The sequence below is a fragment of the Micromonospora sp. BL4 genome, from assembly GCF_003667505.1.
Taxonomy (GTDB): domain Bacteria; phylum Actinomycetota; class Actinomycetes; order Mycobacteriales; family Micromonosporaceae; genus Micromonospora.
Genome location: NZ_RCVJ01000137.1, coordinates 1 through 24,318, shown reverse-complemented (window position 1 = coordinate 24,318; position 24,318 = coordinate 1). Strand labels below are relative to the sequence as shown.

24 protein-coding genes are annotated in these 24,318 nt (G+C 71.9%); 16 read left to right on the top strand and 8 right to left on the bottom strand.

Translation table 11 applies throughout. The features are described from left to right. Nucleotides 1-82: 82 nt before the first annotated feature. Nucleotides 83-1,156 carry an XdhC family protein gene (locus tag EAD89_RS16800; RefSeq protein ID WP_121655589.1) on the bottom strand — a complete coding sequence of 358 codons (1,074 nt, stop codon included), beginning with the start codon at nucleotides 1,154-1,156 and terminating at the stop codon, nucleotides 83-85. 118 nt (nucleotides 1,157-1,274) lie between these two features. Between EAD89_RS16800 and EAD89_RS16795 the strand changes: the two genes are divergently transcribed. Genes EAD89_RS16795 through EAD89_RS16760 form a run of 8 tightly spaced genes read left to right on the top strand, consistent with a single transcriptional unit; the run spans nucleotide 1,275 to nucleotide 9,495 of the window. Further along, the gene (locus tag EAD89_RS16795) at nucleotides 1,275-2,147 is read left to right on the top strand and encodes a xanthine dehydrogenase family protein subunit M (RefSeq protein ID WP_121676404.1); all 873 of its coding nucleotides are present in this window, start codon (nucleotides 1,275-1,277) and stop codon (nucleotides 2,145-2,147) included. A 2-nt stretch (nucleotides 2,148-2,149) separates the two neighbouring features. Continuing rightward, nucleotides 2,150-2,698, top strand: coding sequence for a (2Fe-2S)-binding protein (locus EAD89_RS16790; protein WP_121655591.1), 549 nt, complete (start codon nucleotides 2,150-2,152; stop codon nucleotides 2,696-2,698). Further along, nucleotides 2,695-5,085 (top strand): aerobic carbon-monoxide dehydrogenase large subunit, encoded by a 2,391-nt coding sequence (locus tag EAD89_RS16785; protein ID WP_121676403.1) that lies wholly within the window; start codon nucleotides 2,695-2,697, stop codon nucleotides 5,083-5,085. The genes EAD89_RS16790 and EAD89_RS16785 overlap by 4 nt, the downstream gene beginning before the upstream one ends. A 9-nt stretch (nucleotides 5,086-5,094) precedes the next feature. Further along, nucleotides 5,095-5,961, top strand: coding sequence for an XdhC family protein (locus EAD89_RS16780; protein WP_121655593.1), 867 nt, complete (start codon nucleotides 5,095-5,097; stop codon nucleotides 5,959-5,961). A gap of 3 nt (nucleotides 5,962-5,964) precedes the next feature. Then, on the top strand, nucleotides 5,965-6,540 hold the full coding sequence (locus tag EAD89_RS16775; protein ID WP_121655594.1) for an NTP transferase domain-containing protein: 576 nt from the start codon (nucleotides 5,965-5,967) through the stop codon (nucleotides 6,538-6,540). After that, nucleotides 6,537-7,406 (top strand): MoxR family ATPase, encoded by an 870-nt coding sequence (locus tag EAD89_RS16770; protein ID WP_121676402.1) that lies wholly within the window; start codon nucleotides 6,537-6,539, stop codon nucleotides 7,404-7,406. The genes EAD89_RS16775 and EAD89_RS16770 overlap by 4 nt, the downstream gene beginning before the upstream one ends. After that, nucleotides 7,403-8,296 (top strand): SRPBCC family protein, encoded by an 894-nt coding sequence (locus EAD89_RS16765; RefSeq protein WP_121676401.1) that lies wholly within the window; start codon nucleotides 7,403-7,405, stop codon nucleotides 8,294-8,296. The genes EAD89_RS16770 and EAD89_RS16765 overlap by 4 nt, the downstream gene beginning before the upstream one ends. A gap of 8 nt (nucleotides 8,297-8,304) precedes the next feature. Further along, complete coding sequence (locus EAD89_RS16760) at nucleotides 8,305-9,495, top strand: VWA domain-containing protein (RefSeq protein WP_233578760.1); 1,191 nt, start codon at nucleotides 8,305-8,307, stop codon at nucleotides 9,493-9,495. Here EAD89_RS16760 and EAD89_RS16755 read toward each other — a convergent pair. Then, nucleotides 9,456-10,412, bottom strand: coding sequence for a LysR family transcriptional regulator (locus tag EAD89_RS16755; RefSeq protein ID WP_121676399.1), 957 nt, complete (start codon nucleotides 10,410-10,412; stop codon nucleotides 9,456-9,458). The two genes, EAD89_RS16760 and EAD89_RS16755, sit on opposite strands and share 40 nt — an antisense overlap. A gap of 834 nt (nucleotides 10,413-11,246) precedes the next feature. On the opposite strand from EAD89_RS16755, the gene EAD89_RS16750 reads away from it, so the two are divergent. Then, on the top strand, nucleotides 11,247-12,815 hold the full coding sequence (locus EAD89_RS16750; protein ID WP_233578758.1) for a TROVE domain-containing protein: 1,569 nt from the start codon (nucleotides 11,247-11,249) through the stop codon (nucleotides 12,813-12,815). A 258-nt stretch (nucleotides 12,816-13,073) separates the two neighbouring features. Here EAD89_RS16750 and EAD89_RS16745 read toward each other — a convergent pair whose 3' ends face one another. Together EAD89_RS16745 and EAD89_RS16740 are read right to left on the bottom strand one after the other, a co-directional pair. Beyond that, the gene (locus EAD89_RS16745; RefSeq protein WP_121676397.1) at nucleotides 13,074-13,496 is read right to left on the bottom strand and encodes an ASCH domain-containing protein; all 423 of its coding nucleotides are present in this window, start codon (nucleotides 13,494-13,496) and stop codon (nucleotides 13,074-13,076) included. A gap of 107 nt (nucleotides 13,497-13,603) precedes the next feature. Further along, the gene (locus EAD89_RS16740) at nucleotides 13,604-14,779 is read right to left on the bottom strand and encodes a beta-propeller fold lactonase family protein (RefSeq protein WP_121656015.1); all 1,176 of its coding nucleotides are present in this window, start codon (nucleotides 14,777-14,779) and stop codon (nucleotides 13,604-13,606) included. A 189-nt stretch (nucleotides 14,780-14,968) separates the two neighbouring features. Here EAD89_RS16740 and EAD89_RS16735 point away from each other — a divergent pair, with 189 nt between their 5' ends. Continuing rightward, a complete protein-coding gene (locus EAD89_RS16735) occupies nucleotides 14,969-15,673 on the top strand; it encodes a permease-like cell division protein FtsX (RefSeq protein WP_147458819.1) in 705 nt (234 codons plus the stop codon). Between the two features lie 47 nt (nucleotides 15,674-15,720). On the opposite strand, the gene EAD89_RS16730 is transcribed toward EAD89_RS16735, so the two are convergent. Continuing rightward, nucleotides 15,721-16,488 carry a hypothetical protein gene (locus EAD89_RS16730; protein ID WP_121676395.1) on the bottom strand — a complete coding sequence of 256 codons (768 nt, stop codon included), beginning with the start codon at nucleotides 16,486-16,488 and terminating at the stop codon, nucleotides 15,721-15,723. 178 nt (nucleotides 16,489-16,666) lie between these two features. On the opposite strand from EAD89_RS16730, the gene EAD89_RS16725 reads away from it, so the two are divergent. The 5 genes from EAD89_RS16725 (at nucleotide 16,667) to EAD89_RS16705 (ending at nucleotide 20,716) form a co-directional block, all read left to right on the top strand. Continuing rightward, nucleotides 16,667-17,320: a hypothetical protein gene (locus EAD89_RS16725; protein WP_147458818.1), complete on the top strand. Its 654-nt coding sequence runs from the start codon at nucleotides 16,667-16,669 to the stop codon at nucleotides 17,318-17,320. Nucleotides 17,321-17,461: 141 nt separating this feature from the next. Beyond that, a complete protein-coding gene (locus tag EAD89_RS16720; protein ID WP_121676393.1) occupies nucleotides 17,462-18,391 on the top strand; it encodes a hypothetical protein in 930 nt (309 codons plus the stop codon). Continuing rightward, complete coding sequence (locus EAD89_RS16715; protein WP_121656019.1) at nucleotides 18,388-18,834, top strand: ABA4-like family protein; 447 nt, start codon at nucleotides 18,388-18,390, stop codon at nucleotides 18,832-18,834. The genes EAD89_RS16720 and EAD89_RS16715 overlap by 4 nt, the downstream gene beginning before the upstream one ends. Nucleotides 18,835-18,839: 5 nt before the next feature. Beyond that, the gene (locus EAD89_RS16710; RefSeq protein ID WP_121656020.1) at nucleotides 18,840-20,093 is read left to right on the top strand and encodes a sensor histidine kinase; all 1,254 of its coding nucleotides are present in this window, start codon (nucleotides 18,840-18,842) and stop codon (nucleotides 20,091-20,093) included. Continuing rightward, nucleotides 20,090-20,716: a response regulator transcription factor gene (locus EAD89_RS16705; RefSeq protein WP_121656021.1), complete on the top strand. Its 627-nt coding sequence runs from the start codon at nucleotides 20,090-20,092 to the stop codon at nucleotides 20,714-20,716. Before EAD89_RS16710 ends, EAD89_RS16705 begins: the two co-directional genes overlap by 4 nt. Before the next feature lie 31 nt (nucleotides 20,717-20,747). Here EAD89_RS16705 and EAD89_RS16700 read toward each other — a convergent pair whose 3' ends face one another. Next, nucleotides 20,748-21,464 carry a YoaK family protein gene (locus EAD89_RS16700; protein WP_121676392.1) on the bottom strand — a complete coding sequence of 239 codons (717 nt, stop codon included), beginning with the start codon at nucleotides 21,462-21,464 and terminating at the stop codon, nucleotides 20,748-20,750. 71 nt (nucleotides 21,465-21,535) lie between these two features. Between EAD89_RS16700 and EAD89_RS16695 the strand changes: the two genes are divergently transcribed. Continuing rightward, nucleotides 21,536-22,216, top strand: coding sequence for a GntR family transcriptional regulator (locus tag EAD89_RS16695; RefSeq protein ID WP_147457468.1), 681 nt, complete (start codon nucleotides 21,536-21,538; stop codon nucleotides 22,214-22,216). On the opposite strand, the gene EAD89_RS16690 is transcribed toward EAD89_RS16695, so the two are convergent. Together EAD89_RS16690 and EAD89_RS16685 are read right to left on the bottom strand one after the other, a co-directional pair. Further along, on the bottom strand, nucleotides 22,213-24,003 hold the full coding sequence (locus tag EAD89_RS16690; RefSeq protein WP_121676390.1) for a gamma-glutamyltransferase family protein: 1,791 nt from the start codon (nucleotides 24,001-24,003) through the stop codon (nucleotides 22,213-22,215). The two genes, EAD89_RS16695 and EAD89_RS16690, sit on opposite strands and share 4 nt — an antisense overlap. Beyond that, on the bottom strand, nucleotides 24,000-24,318 hold a 319-nt coding region (locus EAD89_RS16685), incomplete at its 5' end, for an oligopeptide/dipeptide ABC transporter ATP-binding protein (protein WP_368666369.1). The genes EAD89_RS16685 and EAD89_RS16690, both read right to left, overlap by 4 nt.

Here is a 24,318-nt window from a genome sequence, read left to right as displayed (position 1 = left end):
GCGCCGAGCATAGGTGACCCTGCGCGGCCTCGTGGCCCGCTGATCACCGGTCGCCGGCCCTGCGCGTGACGATCCAGTTCGGTCAGGTGTGGTGGATCGGGGTCGCCAGGTCGCTGAGCGGGCGACCCGACCCACCCCAGGTCTGGGCGGTGATCTCGGCGGCGATCGCCACGGCGGTCTCCTCCGGTGTCCGCGCGCCCAGGTCCAGCCCGATCGGCGAGCAGAGCCGGGCCAGCGCGGTCTCGCTCACGCCCGCCTCGCGCAGCCGGCGCATCCGGTCGTCGTGTGCGCGACGGCTGCCCATCGCGCCGATGTAGCGGGCCGGTGTGCGGAGGGCGACCTGAAGCAGCGGCACGTCGAACTTGGGGTCGTGGGTCAGGACGCAGAGCACCGTGCGGTCGTCGACCGTCGTCGACTCCAGGTACTTGTGCGGCCACTGGACGACCAGGTCGTCGGCGTCGGGGAACCGCGCGCGGGTGGCGAACACGGGACGGGCGTCGCAGACCGTGACGTGGTAACCGAGGAACGTGCCGATCCGGGCCATCGCGGCGGCGAAGTCGATCGCACCGAAAATAATCATCCGGGGTGGCGGCACGTACGACTGGACGAACACGGACACCTCGTCGAGTCGCTCCTCCCCCTGGCGGCCGAGGTGGACCATGCCCGTGGCGCCGAGGGCGAGCATGCCGGCGGCCTGCCGGGCCACCGCGTCATTCAGGTTGGCCGCGCCGAGGGTGCCCGCGACCCGGTCCGGCCAGATCACCAACTGCGCGTTCTCGACCGAGGCCGTGGCGACCGGCCGGCCGTCCCGGATCGCCGCGAGCACCTCGTCGGACCCGGTCATTGCGACGTCCGGCTGGACCAGCACCTCGATCGTGCCGCCGCAGGTCAGGCCGACATCGAACGCGTCGTCGTCGCTGACGCCGTAGGTCTGGGTGCGGGCCCGGCCGGTCTCGACCGCCGTCCGGCAGAGCTCGTAGACGGCGCCCTCGACGCACCCGCCCGAGATGCTGCCCAGGACCTCGCCGCCGGCGGAGACCGCCATGGCCGCGCCTGGCCGCCGGGGCGCCGACTGCCAGGTCCGGACGACGGTCGCGACGGCGAATGGAAGGCCGGCGGCGCGCCAGCCGGTCAGTCCGTCGACGATGTCCCGCATGGCCGCACGATCCGCGAGCGCGGGCGGCACCGTCAACGGCGACCTAAGCAGTTGCTTAGGTCGCCGTTGACTTCGGCCGGCGTCCGGATCAGATTTTCCGGGACCACGGAGGTGCGACATGCAGGTGCCGGCACCGTTCGAGTACGAGCGAGCCACCAGTGTGGACCATGCCATCGGCCTGCTGGAGCGGCTGGGCAGCACCGCCCGGCTGATCGCCGGAGGGCACAGCCTGCTGCCGATGATGAAGCTCCGGCTGGCCAACTTCGACTACCTCATCGACATCAACGATCTGCACGGCGAGCTCGGCTACATCGAGACAGGTCCGGACGAGGTACGGATCGGCGCGCTCACCCGACATCGGGAGCTGCTCGAGTCCACCCAACTCGCCGCGGCGTTCCCCATCTTCGCCGACGCCGAGCGGGTGATCGCGGACCCGGTGGTGCGTAACCGGGGCACGCTGGGCGGCTCGCTCTGCCAGGCCGACCCGTCCGAGGACCTCTCGGCGGTCTGCACCACCCTGGACGCGAGGTGCGTGATTCGCGGCCCGGGCGGCGCCGAACGGGTCGTGTCGATGGAGGAGTTCCACGTCGGGCCGTACGAGACGGCGGTCGCGGACGGCGAGATGCTCATCGAGGTGCGGCTGCCGGTGCGGCCCGGATGCGGCAGCGCGTACGAGAAGGTCGAGCGCCGGGCCGGCGACTGGGCGGTGGTGTCGGCCGGCGCGGCGGTGTGGCTCGACGGCGGCACGATCGTCGACGCCCGGGTCGGGCTCGCGGCGGTCGGCCCGAACACGACCGGCATCCCGGAGATCTCGGCGGCGCTGCGCGGGCGGGAGCCCTCTGAGAGCCTGTTCGAGCAGGCCGGCGCGATCGCCGCGGCCAGCTGCGATCCGGTGACCGACCAGCGCGGCAGCGTCGACTACAAGCGGCATCTGGCCGCCGAGCTGACCAGACGGACCCTGCGCCGGGCCGTCGAGCGGGCGAGGAGCTGAGCATGCAGGTCACGATGACCGTCAACGACGTCGAGGTCACCCGGGAGATCGAGGCCCGGCTGCTGCTGGTGCACTTCCTGCGGGACGTGCTGGGCCTGACCGGCACACACTGGGGCTGCGACACCAGCAACTGCGGCACCTGCGTGGTCTGGCTGGACGGCGAGCCGGTGAAGTCGTGCACGGTGCTCGCCGCGATGGCCGGCGGCCATCAGGTGCGTACCGTCGAGGGCCTCGCCAAGGGCGCCCAGCTCGACCCGGTCCAGGAGGGCTTCATGCAGTGCCACGGCCTGCAGTGCGGCTTCTGCACGCCGGGAATGATGATGACCGCCCGAGCGCTGCTCGACCGGAACCCGGATCCGAGTGAGACGGAGATCCGGGAGGCGATCTCGGGTCAGATCTGCCGGTGCACGGGTTACGCCACCATCGTGCGGTCGGTGCGATGGGCCGCCGTGGCCGAGGCGGAGGCCGCCGCCCGGGTCGCCGAGACCACCGAATCGAGCGAGGCCGGCGAGATCGCCGACGCCGGCCAGACTGCGGGGGCCGTCGCATGACCACCGTGCACGAGCGCGCGGACACGTTCCACGACAACGACCAGAAACCCGTCGGGTACGGCCGGATGCTCCGCAAGGAGGACCCGCGGTTCCTGCGCGGTCGCGGCCGGTACGTCGACGACGTCCAACTACCCGGCATGCTGCACCTGGCCATCCTCCGGGCTCCGGTGGCGCACGCCCGGATCGTCAGCATCGACACGAGCGCCGCCGAGGCGTCGCCCGGGGTCCGGGCGGTGGTGACCGGGGCGATGCTGGCGCAGCAGGGCCTGGCCTGGATGCCGACCCTCTCCAACGACGTGCAGGCCGTGCTCGCCACCGACAAGGTGCGCTTCCAGGGCCAGGAGGTCGCGTTCGTCGTCGCCGACGACCGGTACGCGGCGCGCGACGCGTTGGAGTTGATCGACGTCGAGTACGACGCCCTCGATCCGGTGATCGACGCCCGCCGTGCGTTGGCGCCGGACGCTCCGCTCATCCGCGACGACCTTGAGGGAAAGACGAACAACCACTGCTTCGACTGGGAGACCGGCGACGAGGCGGCCACCGAGGCGGTGTTCGCGCGCGCCGACGTCGTGGTCAGCCAGGATCTCGTCTACCCCCGGGTGCACCCGGCGCCGATGGAGACCTGCGGGGCGGTCGCCGACTTCGACGCCGTCGACGGCAAGCTGCGGCTCTGGTCCACCACCCAGGCGCCGCACGCGCACCGCACCCTCTACGCCATCGTGGCCGGCATCCCGGAACACAAGATCCAGGTGATCGCGCCGGACATCGGCGGCGGGTTCGGCAACAAGGTGCCGATCTACCCCGGATACGTCTGCGCGATCGTCGCCTCGATCGTCACGGGCAAACCGGTGAAGTGGATGGAGGACCGGTCGGAGAACCTGATCAGCACGGGCTTCGCCCGCGACTACATCATGCGTGGTGAGATCGCGGCGACCCGGGACGGCCGGATCCTCGGCATCCGTACCAACGTGCTGGCCGACCACGGCGCGTTCAACGGCACCGCCGCGCCGGTGAAGTACCCGGCCGGCTTCTTCGGGGTCTTCACCGGCAGCTACGACATCGAGGCCGCCTACTGCCGGATGACGGCGGTCTACACCAACAAGGCGCCCGGCGGGGTCGCGTACGCCTGCTCGTTCCGGATCACCGAGGCGGTCTACCTGGTCGAGCGGATCGTCGACTGTCTCGCCGACGAGCTGGGCATGGACCCGGCCGAACTGCGGCTGAAGAACTTCATTCAGCCGGAGCAGTTCCCGTATACGACGAAGACCGGCTGGGTGTACGACTCCGGCAACTACGAGCCGACCATGCGGCTGGCGATGGACATGGCCGGCTACGCCGAGCTGCGCCGCGAGCAGGAGGAGAAGCGCGCCCGCGGCGAGCTGATGGGCATCGGCATCGCGTTCTTCACCGAGGCGGTCGGCGCCGGACCCCGTAAGAACATGGACATTCTCGGGCTGGGCATGGCGGACGGCTGCGAGCTGCGCGTCCACCCGACCGGCAAGGCCGTGGTACGCCTCAGCGTGCAGTCCCAGGGCCAGGGGCACGAGACCACGTTCGCGCAGATCGTCGCCGAGGAGATCGGGATCCCGCCGGCCGACATCGAGGTGCTGCACGGCGACACCGACAACACCCCGTTCGGCCTCGGCACGTACGGCAGCCGCTCGACGCCCGTGTCGGGCGCGGCGGCCGCCCTGGTGGCCCGCAAGGTGCGCGACAAGGCCCGGATCATCGCCTCGGGCATGCTCGAGGTCTCGGTGGCGGACCTGGAGTGGGAGAAGGGCGCGTTCCACGTCAAGGGCGACCCGGGCACGTCGGTCACGATCCAGGACATCGCCATGCGCGCGCACGGCGCGGGTGACCTGCCCGAGGGCATCGAGGGCGGGCTGGAGGCGCAGATCTGCTACAACCCGTCGAACCTCACGTACCCGCACGGCGCGTACATCTGCGTGGTGGACATCGATCCCGGCACCGCGCAGGTGAAGGTGCGGCGGTTCATCGCGGTCGACGACTGCGGCACCCGGATCAACCCGATGATCATCGAGGGGCAGGTGCACGGCGGGCTGACCGACGGGGTCGGCATGGCGCTGATGGAGATGATCGCGTTCGACGAGGACGGCAACTGCCTCGGCGCGTCGCTGATGGACTACCTGATCCCCACGTCACTCGAGGTGCCCGACTGGGAGACCGGCTTCACCGTCACCCCGTCGCCGCACCACCCGATCGGCGCGAAGGGCGTCGGCGAGTCGGCGACGGTCGGTTCTCCGCCGGCGATCGTCAACGCGGTCGTGGACGCCCTCAAGCCCTTCGGCGTACGGCACGCCGACATGCCGCTGACGCCGTCGCGGGTCTGGGACGCCATGCGCGGCCAGGCCCGGCCGCCGATCTGAGGGGCGGGGATGACCACGATCGCGGAACGTGCCCGGGAGCTGACCACCTCCCGGGAGCCGTTCGTGCACGCCACCGTGGTCCGCGCGCAGGAGCCGACGTCGGCCCGGCCGGGCGACGCCGCGGTGATCCGGGCGGACGGCTCGATCGAGGGCTTCGTGGGCGGGGTGTGCGCCGAGAGTTCGGTGCGGGCCGCCGCGCTCGACGCCCTGCGCGACGGTGACGCCCTGCTGCTGCGGGTGCTGCCGGACGGCGCGGAGCCGTTTCCGGAGACGCCGGGGGCACGGGTGGTGGTGAACCCGTGCCACTCCGGCGGCGCCGTCGAGGTCTTCCTCCGACCGATGCTGCCGGCGCCGATGCTGCGGGTGGTGGGTGACACGCCGATCGCCGCCGCGGTGGCGACGCTGGCGGCCTTCCTGGACTTCGACGTCGTCACGTCGGACGACCGGCCCGGCTGCACCGCCGTCGTGGTGGCCGGACTGGGCCGCGGCGAGCAGGACGCGATCCGGGCCGCGCTGGACGCCGGCGTGGGGTTCGTCGCGCTGGTCGCCAGCGCCAGACGCGGCAAGGTCGTGCTCGACGAGCTGGGGTTGACCGACGTCGAACGGACCCGCGTCCACTCCCCCGCCGGGCTGGACATCGGCGCGCGTACGCCGCAGGAGATCGCGCTGTCCATCATGTCCGAGGTGGTCCGGGCGATCCGGGTGGACGGGCTGAGCCCGTCGTCGGGCGCGCCGGCCGCGCGGCCACCGCAGGCCGTCGACCCGGTGTGCGGGATGACCGTGCTGGTCGGGCCGGAAACGCCGTACGCGCGGGTCGACGGGCAGGACGTCTGGTTCTGCTGCGCCGGCTGCCTCGCGCGTTTCACGGCGGCGTAGCCCGTGTTCACGACCGGACTGGTGCTCGCCGCGGGGGCGTCGGTTCGTCTCGGCGAGGCTAAGCAGTTGCTTCCGTACCGGGGACGGACGCTGCTCGACGCGACCCTTGAGCTGGCCCGCTCGTGCGGCTTCGACCAACTGCTCGTGACCCTCGGCGGCGCGGCGAGCGGAATCCGCGACCGGGTGGACCTCACCGGGTGCCAGGTCGTCGAGAATCCGGCGTTCAGCAGCGGCTGCGGGTCGTCGGTCAGCACGGCCGCCCGGGCGGTGGACCCGCGCGCCGACGCGCTCGTGCTGCTGCTCGGCGACCAGCCCGGGGTACGCGCGGCCGACGTCCACCGGGTCGCCACGGCGACCACCCCGCTGGCCGTGTGCCGGTACGCCGACGGCCTGGGCCATCCGTTCCGCTTCGGCCGCGAGGTCCTTCCCGAGCTGTACGACCTGCACGGCGACAAGGCCGTGTGGAAGCTGCTGCACTCCGGCCGCCACCCGGTGACCGAGGTGCCCGTCGACGGGCCGGTGCCGATCGACGTGGACACCCGCGCGGACTACGAGCGGCTGCTGGCGGGAGAGCCGTGAAGGACGCGCTGACCGTCCGGCACCGCCTCGACGCCGTCGACTACCTGGTCGACGACGGCATGGCGATGGCCCTGTTCCTGGCGTTGCGGCTCGGCCGGCCGCTGCTGCTGGAGGGCGAACCCGGAGTCGGCAAGACCGCCGCCGCGAAGGCGCTGGCGAGGGCGTTGGAGACGCCGCTGATCCGGCTGCAGTGCTACGAGGGGCTGACCGCCGGCGAGGCGCTCTACGAGTGGAACTACCAGCGGCAACTGCTGGCGATCCGGCTCGCCGAGGCGCAGCGGACCCGGCTCACCGACGCTGACCTGTTCAGCGCCGAGTTCCTCCAGGAACGGCCGATCCTGCGGGCCGTACGCCACCAGGGACCGGTCCCGCCGGTGCTGCTGATCGACGAGATCGACCGCGCCGACGACGAGTTCGAGGCGCTGCTGTTCGAGTTCCTCGGCGAGGCCGGGGTGACGATCCCCGAACTCGGTACGTTCACCGCCCGTACGCCGCCCGTCGTGGTGCTCACGTCCAACCGCAGCCGGGAACTGCACGACGCGCTGCGTCGCCGCTGCCTGTACCACTGGATCGACTTTCCCGAACCCCACCGGGCCGTGGAGATCGTCCGCCGGGCCGTCCCCGACGCGACCCTGCCGCTGATCCGTACGGCGGTCCAGTTCATCGGCGGCGTGCGGGGCCTCGGGTTGGAGAAGGCGCCGGGGATGGCGGAGACCATCGACTGGGTCGCCGCACTGTCGGTGCTGGGCGCCGCCGACCTGGCCACCGCCGAGGTCGCACGGACCATCGGCACCATCGCCAAGACCGCCGACGACCGCGCCGTCGTCGCCGCCGCGCTCGGCAGCCACCAGGAGAGTCAGGTATGAAGATCAGCAACGAGTTCGCGGTCGCCGTTCCGGTCGAGCGGGCCTGGGCCGTGCTCACCGACCTCGAAGGGATCGCGCCGTGCCTGCCGGGCGCGCAACTGACCGGCGTCGACGGTGACGTCTATCGGGGCAGGGTGAAGGTGAAGGTCGGTCCGGTCATCTCGGAGTTCGCGGGCACCGCGCAGTTCGTCGAGAAGGACGACGCGGCGTACCGCGGGGTGATCGACGCGAAGGGCCGTGACGCCCGGTCGACGGGGAACGCCTCCGCGCTGGTCACCGCCCACCTTCGACCGGACGGCGACCGGACGCTGGTCAGCGTGGACACCGACCTGAAGATCTCGGGGAAGCTGGCCCAGTTCGGCAGCGGCATGATCAAGGAGGTGTCGGGCAAGCTGCTGGCCCAGTTCGTCACCAACCTGGAGGCCAGGCTGGCCGCCGAGCAGGCGCCCCCGGCCGCCGGGGCGGCCGCGTCGGTGCCCGCCGCCCGGTCCGAGGCCGGGCCCGTCCGGGCCGCGTCCGCCACGCAGCCCGAACCCGGGCTCGACCCGGCCGCGTCCGCCGCCGCGGTCGCGACCACGCCCGCCACCGCCGCTGTCGCGCCCTCTCCGGTCGAGTCGCCGCCGCGCACCTCGTCGCCCGCCGAGTCGCCGCCCACTCCGTCGCCCGCCGGGTCGGCGCTCACCGAACCGCCTGGCATCGGGCCGTTGGCCACCGAGGCCGTGCCCACCGGGCCCGCGGCCACCGGCACGCGCACCACGCCGGACGCCGAGCCGGAGGCGCTCGACCTGCTCAGCATCGCCGGCGGGTCGATCACCAAGCGGCTCGTTCCGGTGATCGTCGGCCTCGTCGCGGTCGGCGCGGTGATCGCCTGGCTGGTCGCGCGCCGGTGAGTCCGGCGATGCTGCGGGGGGTCGACCGGGCCGCGTTCGCGGTGGCGTTCGCCGGGCGGCTGCGGCACGCCGGCGTCCCGACCGGGCTCACCGACATCGACGACTTCGTCCGGGCACTCGACGCCAGCCCACCCGACTCGCTGTCCACGCTCTACTGGACCGCCCGGATCAGCCTGGTTCGACGGCACGCCGACCTCGGCGCGTTCGACCGCGTCTTCGCGGTTGTCTTCGGGGACCCGCCCCCGCTGCCACCACCGCACCGAACCGCGGTCCCGACGGGAAACCGCGACGACGTACACGTGCCGGTGCCCACCAGCACGGCCGACGATGGTCCGGGCGGCGGGCTGCCCTGGGCGACGTTGCCGCCGGCCGTCGCCCAGACGCCGGAGTCCGACACCGCTCTGCGGCTGCCCGAGCGGCAGCCCAGCGCCCTCGCCGGGGTCGCCGAGAAACCCTTCGACGAACTCGACCCCGCACAGGTCACGCTGCTCGGCGACGCCCTGCGCACAGCCGTCGCCGGCTGGCCGACCCGCCGCGCCAGGCGGCACGCCGTCAGCCCGACCGGACGGCGGATCGCGCTGCGGCCCACGATCACCCGGGCCCGCCGTACCGGATGGGAGCCCGTCGAGATCGTCCGCGAACGGCCGGTACGGCGACCGCGCCGGGTCGTGCTGCTCTGCGACGTCAGCGAGTCGATGCGGGCGCAGGCGACCGCGTACCTGCACCTGATGCGGGCGTTCGCGGTCGTCGCCGAGGCGGAGGCGTTCGCGTTCGCGACGACGCTGACCCGGCTCACGGTGGTGCTGCGGCACACCTCGGCCGCCGAGGCGGTCGCGCGGGCCAGCGCGGCCGTGACCGACCGGTACGGCGGCACCCGGATCGCCACGAACCTGCGCACCCTGCTCGGCGGCCAGCACGCGGACACCGTCCGAGGCGCCGTGCTGGTGATCGGCTCGGACGGCTGGGACAGCGACCCGCCCGACGAGTTGGCCGCCGTGATGGCCCGGCTGCGCCGCCGCGCGTACCGGATCGTCTGGTTGAACCCACGCGCCGGCGCCCCCGGCTTCGCCCCTCGGGCGGCCGGCATGGCCGCCGCGCTCCCCTACTGCGACCGGCTGTTGCCGGCCGGGACGTTCCACGACCTGCTGCTCGCCGCCCGTCAGCTCCAGAGCGTCACGTGCACCGACGGCTTGAAGTGACCGATGCTGACGCCCGCGCCGCGCATCATCGCCTGAATCGCCCGAGGTGTCGACGAGAATCGGGCCAGTTCGGCGGCGGCCGACAGCGGGCCCGGACCGGCGAGGACCTGCGAGTGCCACACCGCCTCGACGGTCGCGTGCGGTCCCACCACCTGCTGGAGCTGGCCCTCGCGGAGGTCCGGCGCGACGGTGAACGCGAGCGCCGGCGAGACGCCCCGGCCCCGCTTCGCCTCCCCCAGCGCCGCAGCGTGGCTCTGGAAGATCTGCTGCCGGTCGTCGGGCACGGCCAGCCGGCGCAGCATCACCGGAACGGCGCCCAGGTCGGTGGCCGCCGACGGGCCGAGCAGCCAGGTCTGCTCCCGCAACTGCCCCGGCGACGCCGACACACCGGCCAGCGGATGGTCCGGGCCGACCACGACCACGAGCCGGTAGTTCATCATCGGCCGGCAGGCGATCGCCCGGTCGACAACCGGCGGCTGCGGCCCGACCGCGATGTCCGCGGCGCGGGTCAGCAACAGCGACTCGAACGCGTCCGGGTTGCGCACGCTCAGCTCCACGTCCAGGTCGGCGGCCCGCTTCGCGAACAGCTCGATCAGCCCCGGCGCGGCGAACTCGGCGAACAGGCTGGACGCGGCCACCCGCAGCAACCGTCGGCCACGTTTCGCGGCGCTCACCTCCAGGATCGTCCGGTCCTGCAGACCCAACAGCTCCGCCGCGCGACTGGCCAGCCGGAGCCCGCCCGGGGTGAACGCGAGCCCCGCGGCCGTCTTGGTGAACAGCCTGTCCCCGAACTCCCTGCGCAACTGTGCGACGTGGAGCGACACGGCCGACTCGGACACCGCCAGCTCGGCGGCGGCCTGCTTGACGGACCCCAGCCGGACCACGGCGACGTACGCGCGCAGTTGCGTCGGGGTCATCGGCGTCACCCACCTCCCCGCCCGATCGCCTGGTCCGGCTCTCCGTCGAGACGAGCCTCGATCATCCCCCGCTGAGCAGACCCGCCGCCAGCGTCGGTTCAGCCGAGCGTCAGCCGCCCGACCGGGTATCGGCTCGGCCTGACGTGCCTGGTAGCCGCACCGGACATCGATCCGGTCTCAGATGCGAAAGCCCTTCCGGTGGACGTTCGGAATCGGCTTGCCGGCCCCGGGGTCCTTGCCTACCGTCGTGGGGCACCTCCCGGTGCGCAGGCAACGGCTACTTCCTCTCTCAAGGGGAGACGTGGGTTCGAATCCCACCGCCACTTCGGGTGGCGTCGACCAGCGGCCCAGGTCACCTTGGCCCGCAAGGGCCGGTCGCCGTCGCCGCTTCGATCTCGGGAGGCGCGCCCACGCCGCACGCCCGGTGCGACGGACCCGGCTACTTCTGGTGACGGCCCTGCAAGGGCCTGGCGGTTCGAGCCCGCAAACGCCGTGTCCACTTACGATCTCGGGCGTGTGGCGTGACCACATCCCATCGCCTGAAGATCGCAAACCCCGTTGCCCGGCCAGCGCTGCCGCCGCTACGGTCGTGACCGCACTTCCCGGTGCATAGGCGACGGTTACATCTGGTTGGGGTTCACTCCCCGGAAGGACCGCCGTCGCCGACCTCGATCTCGGGGAGCGCGCGACCACGCCACACACCCGGTGCGCAGGCAACGGTTACTTCAGGGTTCCGCAGATGGGGGTTCGAGTCCCTCGCCGCCTTCGGGTGGATGGTTCAACGGACAGAACGGCGGACTAGTCCGTGGCCGATTCTGATCTCGGGTGTGTGGTGTGGTCGCGCCTTCCCGGCCGACCGACGTGGGGGACGTCATGGCCAAGTTCAACATCAAGCTACGCAAGAGCCGAAACCAGCCGACGACCGCCGAGGGCGCGCGGGGTTTCACCCGTGAGCCACGCGCCGAGCTGTTCCTGCTCGGTGTGTCGAACATGGTCGGCGCGGACACCTTCTACGAGGGCGCCACGGACCGGGACACTCGCTTCCGGGACCTGGTCGCCGCCGTGGCCGTCGCCGACCCCGACTGGTTCTCCCGTTTCGTGCCGTGGCTCCGGTCCGGCGCGATGATGCGCTCCGCGTCCGTGGTGGCGGCTCTGGAGGGCGCTCGCGCCCAGGTTGCCGCCGAGATCCCTGGTTCGCGGGCGGTCGTGAACGCCGCGCTGCAGCGTGCGGACGAGCCGGGCGAGGCTCTGGCGTACTGGCTGACTCGCCATGGCCGGGCGCTGCCCAAGCCGGTGAAGCGGGGCATCGCCGACGCGGCGGTCCGGCTGTACACCGAGCGGAGTCTGCTCAAGTACGACTCCGTCGGGAGCCAGGTGCGCTTCGGCGACGTCATCGACCTGACCCACCCCACCGTGAGAGACGAGCGGCAGGGTGACCTGTTCCGGCACGCGCTGGATCGGCGGCACAGTCGCGACAATCCGCTGCCGGCGTCGCTGCGGATGCTGGCGGCGCGGGACGCGCTCATGGCGTTGCCGGTCGAGCAGCGCCGGGAGGTCACCGATCCGGCGGTGCTGGGCGCGGCCGGTATGACGTGGGAGGCCCTGGCCGGCTGGCGACAGGGCGCGATGGACGCCGCGGCGTGGGAGTCGGTCATCCCGACCATGGGCTACCTGGCGTTGCTGCGCAACCTGCGCAACTTCGACCAGGCCGGAGTCGGCGACGCGGTCGCGGAGATGGTGGCGGCCAAGCTCTCGGATCCCGGCGAGGTCGCCACCTCGCGGGTGCTGCCGATGCGTTTCCTGTCGGCGTACAACGCGGCACCGAGCCTGCGGTGGGCGTACCCACTGGAGAGGGCGTTGCAGCACGCCCTGGTGAACGTGCCGGCTCTGGACGGGCGGACCCTGATCCTCATCGACACGTCCGGTTCGATGCAGAGTCCGTTCAGCAAGGACGGCACACTGCGCTGCTGGGACGCCGCCACGGTGTTCGGCCTCGCGCTGGCTGCCCGGGCGCAGGCGGCGACGGTGGTGTCGTTCTCCAACGCCAGCCGGGTGTTCCCAACGACGGCAGGCGAGTCGGTGCTGGCGGCGGTGCGCCGGTTCAAGGACGGCGGCTACTTCTACGGCATGGGGACCGACACCGAGAAGGCGGTACGCGAGCACTACGACCGGCACGACCGGGTGGTCATCCTCACCGACGAGCAGGCCCACTGGCACGGTGCGGTGGACGTCGCCGCAGCGGTGCCCGCGGAGGTGCCGGTGTTCACCTGGAACCTTGCCGGTTACCGGGTCGGGCACACGCCGACCGTCGGCAACCGCCACACCTTTGGCGGCCTGTCCGACGCCGCGTTCGCGATGATTCCGCTCATCGAGGCCGGCTCCCGCGACCGGTGGCCCTTCTGATCCTCGCTGCGGGGCTGGAACTGCCCCGCAGCGGGGTCCGCCGCCGCTCGCCCCGTCGGCCGCTCAGCGGCGGGATCGGCCTCGACGCACCGCCCAGATGCCAGCGACGATCGCCGCCGCCGTCGGCAGGAGGCAGCAGAGGGTCAGGATGGACAGGTGCCACGGCTTGATCGCTCCCACGGCTGTGAGAGTAGGCATTGTTGACCACCACCGCTGTCCCGGCAGGGCCCAGCATGCCGGCAGGCAAAGCGGCGCTGCTCAGATGGTGTGCACCAGCTGGAAGCGCTCGGTCACCACCAGGGTGTCGTCGTCGACGGTGAAGCCGGGGTCGCCCAACTCCGCGCGCACCTCGGCGCTGTGCCAGAACGTCTCGTGCCCCGCCCGCCACTGCGCCACCGACTCGTCGCCCTCGCCCTCGTCCAGGGCGTGTTGCAGGTCGACGTCGGCGAGCCGGAGCACCCGCACCTCGGTCGTCTCGATCACCGCGACGCGTCGGTCCTCGGAGTCCACCACCGCGGCTCGCTCGCCAACCTCGGGCAGCGGCTCGTTCGCGCGCTCGTATCCGACCAGCAGGGCGGAGGTCGAGGTCTTCGCGCCGGACAGGATCGCGGCCACCAACCGGTCCCGCAACGGCCCGGGGAACGCGAACTCGGCACGCGGTAGCTCATCGATGACGTCCATGCGGGCAGGGTACGCGGTACGACCGCGAGCGGTCTGCCGACTTTCGGCGGGGGCGCGCACACGCGCTGGTCCCGGTCGGCGAGGACCGGGACCAGCGTGTGGCGGGATCAGGAGGCGGCGATGCCTTCCATGCCGATGCCGTCGGCGAACTTCGGCAGGCCCTCGACCGTGGTGACGAGGGTCAGGGAGCCATCCTTGTTCACCTCGTAGCCCTGCACGTTGCCGGCGGCGGCGTTCTGGACGTACAGGAAGCCGTCGCTGGCGGTCAGGTCGATCGACCCGCCACCGGTGTCGGCGGCGACGGCCTTGACGAGTTCGAGCTTGCCGTGGTCGTTGACGCGGTAGGCGCTGATGGTGGAGCTGCCGGCGTTGGCGACGTAGAAGTAGTCGCCGACGCGCTGGATCCAGCACGGCGCCTGCTGACCGTTGGGGACCGACGGCCCGATCTGGTCGAGCGCGCCGTCCTCCTCGAGTTCGAACCGGCTGACCTCGTTCGAGCCGGATTCGGTGACGAGCAGCGTGTCCTCGGTGTCGAAGGTGAAACCGAACGGCACGGAGCCCGCGTCGCTGATGACCGGGTGCCGGGCCAACTCGCCGTCGCGACCGATCTCAAAGCTGAACATGACGTTCGCAGCCTTGGTCGTCACCAACACGAACTCGCGGTCGGGGTCGATCTTGACCTGGGCGGGGGCGGTCATGAACGCGGGCGGGTTGCCGTTGTGCAGCCCGAGTGACCGGTTGGCGCCGCGAATGGGCGACAGGCGCCCCTTGTGCAACTCGAACCCTTGCACGGAGCCCTCGCCACCGGCGTTGAGCACGTACACCAGGTTGTCGCGGACGGTGACGCTGACCGGCAGCAGACCGCCGGACCAGATGACCTGGAGCTTGCGCAGCTTCGTGCCGTCGACGCCGAACACCGTCACGGTGTTGCTGCCGGCGTTCACGGCGAACAGCAGCCCACGGTGGTAGGTCAACGATCCCTGCGACGCCAACGCGTCCCCCGGCGCGCCGATGGTGAACCCACCCAGCCCGCCGGTCTCGTACTCGCCCGCCTTGGTGAGGCGGCCGTCCTCGTCGCGGTCGTAGACCTTGATCGTGTTGCCCTCGGCCTTGTTGGTCTGGACGAAGACCGCACCCTCGTCGTCGTGGTGGTTACCACGTCCGTCGCGGTCGTCGTGGTTGTACCCCGGACCGCCGCCGTCGGCGAAGGCGGCCCCCGGGATCGATCCGACGCTGGTCAGACCCGCCAGGAGAGCTGCCGCAACCGCAACGCTGCGCTTCATCGTTGGCTCCTTACGCGCACGATGGGATGAATAAGAGTTTTCCTCTCGTTATGAAGTTAACGGAGCATGTAGCCGGCATGGCGCCTTTACCCGAAAGGAGTATTTTCGTGCCGTTTTGTCGATTCGGGGGACGCTGGCCGGGGGCGATGGCAGGGGGTGCACGAGGTCGACTCACCTACGATCTGCCGCATGCGACGAGTTACGCCGGTACTGGCGTTCGTGCTCCTGCTGGCCTTCTCCGCCTGCACCTCCGAGCCCGAGGAGATGGTCGACAGCACGTTGACCGTCTTCCTGGACAGCGACGTGACCGCAGCGACGAAGAGCGCCGTGGAGCAGCGGCTACGGTCGATGCCCAGCGTCGAGGATGTCGCCCTCGGAACCCGCGAGCAGGCGTACGAGAGCTTGAAGGAGTCGCTGAAGGACAGCCCTGACCTGCTGGCGGATCTGAGGCCGGAGATTTTGCCGGAGTCGTTCCGCGCCACCGTCACCGATGCCTCGGTCGCCGAGGCGGTCGAGCTGGTGATGGCGGAGGCCGACGGCGTCGAGGACGTGGCGCTCAGGACCGCACAGATCGACCCTCTGCCGTCGCACATCGGGGTCATCGTCCGGCTGGAGTCGGCGGTGACCGGCGAGCAGCGAGCCGCCGTGGAGAAGGCCGTCCACGCGCTGCCGGACGCGGAGTCGGTTGCGTTCGAGGACCGCGATGCCGCGTACGAGCGCCTGCGCGAGCAGTGCCGAGGCAGGGGCGAGCTGGCCGCGCAGCTCGACCCGCAGATGACGCGCGCGTCGTTACGCTTCCAGATGCCCCTGGACCCGAAGGGACCGGGGCTGTCCGGCCTTCTGAAACTCGACGGGGTCGACGTGGTGCGGCTGGTCCCGATGGCGATGCTGTAAGCGCGGACGTTCGCCGGACCGGGCGGGCCCGGCCGATCCCGTCGGGGTTAGCGCTGCCAGACGTCGATGGTCCGAACGCTGTCGCGCAGGACCCGGTCCATGATCGTGGGGTTGCCGCTGGTGCCCTCCCACCCCTGATCGTTGAGCACGGTCACGGCGCCGTCGACGCGTGCGACGGCGATCTGGCTGGAGGCCGTGCCGCCGGTGCGTTCCCCGTTCAGGCTCGTCTCGGCCCACGTTCTGGTCACCAGCAGCGCCTCGTCCCCGACGCCGGGCACCGCTCGACTCTCGACCTCGACGGAATTCCTGGCCTCCTGGTAGGAGAGGCACGCCTCCACGCCACCTCGGAGCCGTCGCACGTAGTCCGAGGCGCCGTCGCCGTCGAAGGTGAAGATCGTTTGGTGGATCATGCCCTGCGGCACGTTGCTGTCCGGCTCGCCGGGCGTCTTGTAGGTGACGGTCATGGAGGCGCTCGCAGTGACTTGTCGACCTCCGGTGGCGAACTCGTCGCCGCACATCGTCGGCAGGGCGTCCGCGACGGGCGTCGACCGCCGGGGGGACTTGCGCAGTTCCGGTGGCAGTTCGACGAAGGCCGACGTCGGGATCGTCACCTGGGCGCTCGCGCTCGGCGACGGTCGTTCGGCCTCGATCGTCGGTGCCGACGCGGTCGTCGGTGGCGCGCTCGACGAGGCCGAACCGGGCTGGTCCTCGCCGGCGCCGCAGGCAGCGGTGAGCGCGACGGTGCCGAGCAACGGCAGGATCAGCGCACGCAGCCTGCGCGCACGGGTGGTCGCCAGCGTCGGGTAACGGCTCATTTTTCACCTCGTGATCTCTGTTCGGACATTCCCCGTGACGGACAGACCGAAACGACGGCGGTCCGCGTGCTCATGTCGTCGTCCGTCCAGGACGGCACCGAGGGCATCCGGCTCGCCGAGTCCTGGAAGCCATGGTCAGGGACAACGCCCGACATCCCCGTCGTGCCACGCTGTTGCGGTGACCACCTATTCGCGCAGGGCCGGGAGCATCGCAGTGACCACGCTCGCCGCGATCCTGCTGGCCTCCTGCGGAACAGGCCAGCGGGACACCGGGGCCGAACCGGCGAACGACGCGAACGACGCAGCCGGAACGGACGACAGCGACGCACGGCAGGATCCCAACGACGCGCGAATCACCGTTCCGGCCTCCTACCGAGGGGCGGGCCAGAGGCTTCACAACGTCGGCCCGGACACCGTTCGCGTTCTCAGCACGACCGGAGTCGCAGCGATCTGCCTCGACCGGCCGGGTCGAGTGACCATCAACGAGGTCGTCCCCGAGACGTCCGCGGGCGAAATCCGGGTTGAAGCCTTCGCGTTCACACCGTGGCGCAGTTCCGGCAACCGCAGTGCCACCCCGCTGCCTGGCGGTCCGGTCGTCCTCGACAGAGCCGCGGCCTGCGTCGCTGATGACCCGCACGCCAGGAACGACGCCGAGGCCTTGGCCGGGCTGCAGCTGCGGGTGCGAAAGGTCGGCCACCAGACGGCCACCGCCGAGCAACTGGTCCTGCGTTACACGTCCGGAGGCCACCCCTACGAGTTCTCGATGCGCTACAGCATCGCGCTGTGCGCACCAGACGACCCGACGACCCGCGAATGCCAGCCCGTCGGCTGAGTTGCCCGCGTGGTTCGCCGGCCCGCCGACAAGGTCACGTCTCGTCTCCTACCTGGGGAGGAGGCCGGCTCCGACCGTCGGCCGCAACCGGGGCTCGCGGTCGGACGTGCTCGGCGGATGCGGCCGGGAGCATCTACAGGCATGACTGTCACGCTGCGCCGGGCGGCACACTGGCACCGCCCACTCATGGTCTTCGTCTACGCGATGGCGGTGCTCACCGTCATCTCAGCGGTCGGCATCCTCGTCGACTCGCGGGTCCTCACCGGTGCGCCGATCTGGCTCAAGCCGTTCAAGTTCGCCGTGTCCTTCGTGGTGTACGGCACCACGCTCGCCTGGATGCTCTCCCTGCTGCCGCGCCGCAGCCGGATCGCGGAGTGGGCCGGCACGGTCATCGTCGCGATGGCGGTGATCGAGATGGTGGTGATCGTCGGGCAGGTGCTGCGCGGTACGACCAGCCACTTCAACGGCACCAGCCCGCTGAACGCCGCCCTCTTCTCCGTGATGGGCGCGGCGATCATGGTGCTGTTCGCCGCGCACTTCGTCATCGGGATCGTGGTGCTGATCCGACGGATCCCCGATCGGGTCGCCGCCCGCGCGGTCGCGTGGGGGCTCGGCCTGTCCCTGCTGGGCATGCTCGCGGCGGTGCCGATGGTGCTGCCGATGCAGGAACCGGGGATCGACGGGATCTCCGGGGCGCACGCCGTCGGCGTCCTCGACGGAGGAGCGGGGTTGCCGGTGGTCGGCTGGAGCACCACCGGTGGGGACCTGCGGATCGGGCACTTCGTGGGGCTGCACGCCCTCCAGGCGCTGCCGATCCTGGCGATCCTGCTGAGCCGGTTCCTCGGGGCGCGGCTGGACGAGCGCACCCGGGCGCGACTGGTGGTCGTGGCGGGAGCCGCGTACGGCGTACTCACGGTGTTGTTGACCTGGCAGGCCCTGCGCGGACAGCCGCTGCTGCGCCCGGACGCGCTCACGCTGGCCGCCGTCGCGGCCCTGGCGGTCGCGACGGTGGCCGCCACCGGCCTGGTGCTGGCGCGCCGGCGCGGCCCGGAACTGGCGCTGGCCGCATGACCGCCACGCTGTTCACCCTGACGTTCGCGGTGGCCGCGCCGTTCTGGGCGCTGATGATCCTGCTGCCCCGCTGGTCGTGGACCGCACGGATCATCTCCTCGCCGCTGGTCGTGCTGCCGGTCGTGGTGATCTACGCGCTGCTGGTGATCCCGGCGTTCGGTGACGTGCTGCCGGCCGTGGCGTCGCCGACCCTGGACGGCGTGCGGGACCTGCTCGGCACCTCCGACGGCGCGGCGGCGGGGTGGGCGCACATGATCGCGTTTGATCTGTTCGTCGGGCGGTGGGCGTGGCTGGACAGCCGGGAACGGGGGGTACCGGCGCTGGTCATGGCTCCGGTGCTGGTGCTGACCATCCTGCTCGGACCGCTCGGCCTGGCCGCCTACCTCGCGGTTCGATACCGGTGGCCGCAGGGACGTGTCCCCGGGCCGCAGGGCCTAGGCTGACCACCGTGCGGTGGGTGGGACGACTGTTCGACACGCGGGACACGCTCGTGCGGATGGTGCTGCTCAACCTCAGCGGTGTGGGCTACCTGGTCGTCGGCACGCACGCCGCCCGCCCGACGACGGCCACGCAGTGGGTTCTCGCGGTGGTCGCGTTCACCGGCGGGCTGGTGTTCCACCGTCGGCCGCTGGTCAACCTGGTGGTGCAGGCCGGGCTGCTGGCGGTCGCGTTTCCCCTGATCGACGACACCACGATCAACCAGGTGGGCGCCAGCTGGGCGCTGCTCGAGGTGACCATGTGGGCGCGTCGAGCGCACCGCATCTGGTTCGCCGCCGTGCTGCTGGCCGTGGTCGACCTGACCGACTCGATCGGCGATCCGATCGGCCGGTTCGCCTCCGGCGTCTTCGGGCTGACCCTGGAGGTCGGCGTGCCGGTGCTGCTCGGTCTGGTCATCCGCACCAACCGGGAGCTCGGCCGGCAGGCCGTGGAGCGGGCGGCGGCCGAGCAGCGCCGGCAGCAGTCGGAGAGCCGCGCCGCGCGCGCCGACGAACGCAGCGCCATCGCCCGCGAGCTGCACGACGTCGTCGCCCACCACGTGGCGTCGATGGTGCTGCGGGTCGGCGTGGCCCGGCACGTGCTCACGGACCTGGACCCGCGGGTGGGCGAGGTGTTCGACGACGTGCACGGCACGGGAACCGCCGCGCTGGCCGAGCTGCGCCGGCTGGTCACGGTCCTGCGCAACCCCGACGGGGTACGCGGTGACGCGGCGCTGACCGCGATCGAGCCGTCGGCGCTCCCGGCGGCACTCGGCGCGACGGTCGACCGGGCCCGGCAGGCGGGGGTCACCGTGGAGGCCGACATCGACCCGGCGGTCGGCTCACTCGACGCGGTACGCGGCCTGGCCGTGCTGCGACTGACTCAGGAGGCGCTGACCAACGTGGCCAAGCACGCCGGGACGTCCGCGCTGGCGCACCTCGTGGTCGCCGTCCGCGACGGGGCCGTCCACTGGGAGGTCTCGGACAACGGGCGCGGCTCGGCGGCGGCGGCGGTGCCGTCCGGAGGCGGGCACGGCATCACCGGCATGCGCGAGCGCGTCGAGGTCCTCGGCGGCCGGCTGGAGGCAGGGCCGGCCGGCGCCGGTTGGCGGGTGCGCACCGTCCTCCCGGCCGTGCCCTCCGCCTCCGGCGCCGGGACGCCGGCCGTGTCGGTGCCCCGTGACCGCGAGGCACCCGCTGGTTCGCCCGCGGCGGAGCCGGCGTGATCCGCGTTTTGCTGGTCGACGACCAGCACCTCATCCGGGCGGGCCTGCGCATGCTCTGCGACGCCCAACCCGACATCGAGGTGATCGGCGAGGCCGACAACGGCCGCGACGCGATTTCGCTCGCCGCGCGGCTCCTCCCCGACGTCGTCGTCATGGACCTGCGCATGCCCGGCGTCGACGGAATCACGGCGACCAGCCGCATCCTCGCCGAACGTCCCGCCACCCGCGTCCTGGTACTGACCACCTTCGGCGACGACGACCACCTCTATCCCGCCCTGACCGCCGGCGCCTGCGGCTTCCTGCTCAAGGACGCGCCACCGGTCGAGCTGGTGGACGGCATCCGCCGGGCCGCCGTGGGCGACAGTCCGTTCAGCCCCGAGGTGCTGCAACGCCTGGTCCAGCGCGCGGTGCACGCCCGCGCCGAGACGCCGCGACCGGTGCAGGGCCTGACCGCCCGCGAACAGGACGTGCTGGACCTGGTCGCCGAGGGTCTGTCCAACACCGAGATCGCCGACCGGCTGCACATCGGCGTCACGACGGTCAAGACCCACATCACCAACCTGATGACCAAGACCGACAGCCCCAACCGGGTACGCCTGGCCCTGTTCGCCCGGGGCGCCTGACCTGCGGCTGTCGGACGGGCCGGAGGGCCGGTCAGCCCCTCATCCGCGCGGACACGGCGATGACGAGCACGAGCGGCACGATCAACAGCGCCGGAGCGAGCACCGGCAGGTGCAGGGCGACCAGGGCACCGACCGCCGCGCCGGTGATCAGGGCCAGCAGGACCTGGGCCTTGGGCCGCAGACTGCCCCACGGGCTGCGCGCCGCCACACCGGCGATCAGGCTCGTCAGGGTCCCGGTCAGGTACGTGGAGGACAGACCCGGAACGCCGAAGCGCTGAATCGCGCTGCTCTGCACGCCCAGCGCCGCTGCCGACAGCAACAGGAGCGCGAGGTCGATGTGGTCGTCGTGATGGGGAAGGTTGACCTCCCAGACGATGAGGAACACGACGAACACCAGCAGTTCCAGGATGAGCGCCCAGGTGACCCGCCGTGGCCAGACGGGGTCGTCCGGTTGGGCCGAACCGACGAGGCGGGCGCCCGCGAGGACGCCGACGATGAAGCTGACGATGGCGCACCCTGAGGTCACGGCGAGCTCGGCCTCACCTCTGCCTGCCGAGAGTCCGAGCAGGACCATGTTGCCGGTCATGACGCTGGAGAAGGCTCCGCCCAGGGAGAGGAAGCCGATGGCGTCGGCACTGCCGGTGAGGAAGGTGAGTACGACGACGAGGGCGTGCCGTCGCCGCAGGAGGCGCTGCTTGTCCCGGGTGGCGGTGGAGGGGCGGGTGACGTGGGGCACTGTGCTCGACACTGTCGGCTATCCTCCAAAGATTGTTCTTCGTATACACTTTGCCCCGGACGATTCACGGAGAGGCGATCCAGGTGGCTGAAGATCTGCGGGACAAGCTCGGCGCTCAACACCTGCCGCTACGCGACCAGGTCCTCGCCGCCCTGCGGACCGCCATCATCGACGGCGACTACCTGCCCGGCGAGCGGCTGACCGAGGACCGGCTCGCCGAAGACTTCGGTGTCTCCCGCAACCCGGTCCGCGAGGCGCTCCGCGTCGCGGAGGCGGAGGGCTTCGTCGTGATCCTCCCCCGCCGCGGTGCGGTCGTCGCCTCCCCCAGCAGCGGCACCATCTCGGACATGTTCGTCGTCCGCGAACGCCTGGAGGCGCTGGCCGCCCGGCTGGCGGCCGAGCGGGCGACCACGGCGGACGTGGCCGCCCTGCGCGTGCTGCTGGAGCAGGGCCGCGAGGCGACGGAGCGCCAGGACCTGCGCCGGGTCGCCGAGCTGAACAGCGCCCTGCACCTGCGGATCCTCCAGATCAGCGGCAACCCCTGGCTGTCGTCGATCGCCAAGGCGCTGTACCTCCATGTCCAGTGGGTCTTCCGGCTGGGGGCCGCCGAACGCGCGCCACACTCGTGGGCCGAGCACATCCAGCTGGTCGATGCCATCGAGTCAGGCGACGGCGACCGCGCCGAGCGGGCCGCCCTCGCCCATCTCGACGCGGCATCCGCCGCCGCCTACGAGAACGCCGAGGGCGGCTACGGCGCCCGCTAACGCCCGCACGCGTAGCCCTGCATGCCCCGCGGGTTCGCGCCGGCGGCGAGCACGCCCGTGGCCGGGTCGCGGCTCACCGCACAGAGGCGACCGAGGCTCCACGCGTCGGACAGCCGCACCTCGTGCCCGTACGCCCGCAGCGCGGCCAGCACGTCCTCGTCGAACCGGTCCTCCACCACCAGGACACCCGGCTCCATCGTGCGCGGGTAGAACGACCCCGGCAGGCTGAGGGTGTGCCACGCGGGCGCGTCGATGGCCTCCTGAAGGGACTGGCCGCCGGCGAGGTGGCGGAGCAGGAACGGCAACTGCCACTGGTCCTGCTGGTCGCCGCCGGGCGTGCCACACGCCAGCACCGGCTCCCCGTCGCGGTGCACCATCGTCGGGCTCAACGTCGTACGCGGTCGCCGACCCGGAGCGAGCGACGAGGCGAGCCCCTCCTCCAGCCAGAACATCTGCAGCCGACTGCCCAGCGGGAAGCCGAGATCCGGAATGGTCGGCGAACTCTGCAACCAGCCGCCACTCGGGGTAGCGGAGATCATGTTGCCCCAGCGGTCGACCACGTCCACGTGGCAGGTGTCGCCCCGGGTCACCCCGTCCGACTGCACCGTCGGCTCCCCCGTCGTCGGGTCCGTGGGGTCGGCGCGACGGACGGCGTCGGGTCGAACGTGGGCCGGCAGGTGCGGTTCCGCCCCGTCGGGACGCCCCGGCCGCAGCTTCGCGGACGCTCGGGCCCCGATCAGGGCTGCCCGCTCCCGCGCGTACTCCCGGGAGAGCAGCGCCTTGGCGGGCACGTCGGCGCTGTCGCCGTACCAGGCCTCCCGGTCGGCGAAGGCGAGCTTGAGCGCCTCGACCTGGGCGTGGATGCCAGCCGCGGTCGACGAGTCGTACGCGCCGACGTCGTCGAGCGCGTCGAGGACGGACAGCGACTCCAGCAGCACCGGGCCCTGACCCCAGAAACCGGTCTTCGCCACCGAGTAGCCGTTCCAGTCGAGGGTGGCCGGTTCCTCCCACGTCGCCGAGTAGGCGGCCAGATCGGCGCCGGTGACGAGCCCGGCGTGGGGGCTCCCGCTGGAGTCCTGGAACGGCTCCCTGCTGAACCGGTCGATCGCCTCGGCGACGAAACCCGTACTCCAGGCCCGCCGCGCGGCCTCGATCTGCGCCTCCCGGTCCCCGCCGGCCGACTGCCCGGCCTGAACCAGTCTCTCCAGGGTGCGCGCGTAGGCCGGGTTGGCGAACAGCTCCCCCGCCGCCGGGGGCCGACCGTCGCGCAGCCAGAGCTGGGCGGAGGTGGGCCAGTGCTCCTCGAACAGCGACCGGACGGCGGCCACGGTGTCCCCGACCCGAGCCAACAGCGGGTGGCCCGCCGCGGCGTAGCCGATCGCCGGCTCCAGCACCTCGTCGAGGGAGAGCGTGCCGTGATCACGCAGCAGGAGGAGCCAGGCGTCCACGGCGCCGGGCACGGCCGCCGCGAGCGGGCCGGATCCGGGAATGAGGTCCATCCCGAGGGACCGGAAGTGCGCGATGGTGGCCCCGGCCGGTGCCGGCCCCTGCCCGCACAGCACCTTCGGCGCCGGGTCCTGGACGGTCGCCACGATCGCCGGCACCTCGCCGCCCGGCCCGTTGAGGTGTGGCTCGACGACGTGCAGGACGAACCCGGCGGTGACCGCGGCGTCGAAGGCGTTCCCACCGCGTTCGAGGATCCCCATGGCCGCCTGACTGGCGAGCCAGTGCGTCGAGGACACCATGCCGAAGGTTCCCTGCAGTGTCGGTCTGGTGGTGAACGTCATGACAACACCTCACTCGTTTCTGCGGCCCGGACGTCGGGCCCGCTGCCGTCCGGCCGGACCAGGTGGCACGCGGCCATGCCGTCGCCGATGCCCACCTGTGCCGGCACCTCCGTCGCGCACCGGTCGAACGCGAGCGGGCACCGGGTGCGGAACCGGCAGCCGGACGGCGGGTCCAGCGCGGACGGGAGGTCGTCGCCGAGCAGCACCAGCTGACGCTCCCGTTGACGGACCGGGTCGGCGACCGGGGCCGCGGACAGCAGCGCCTGCGTGTACGGGTGGGCGGGCCGGGCGAAGATCCGCTCGCGCGAGCCCTTC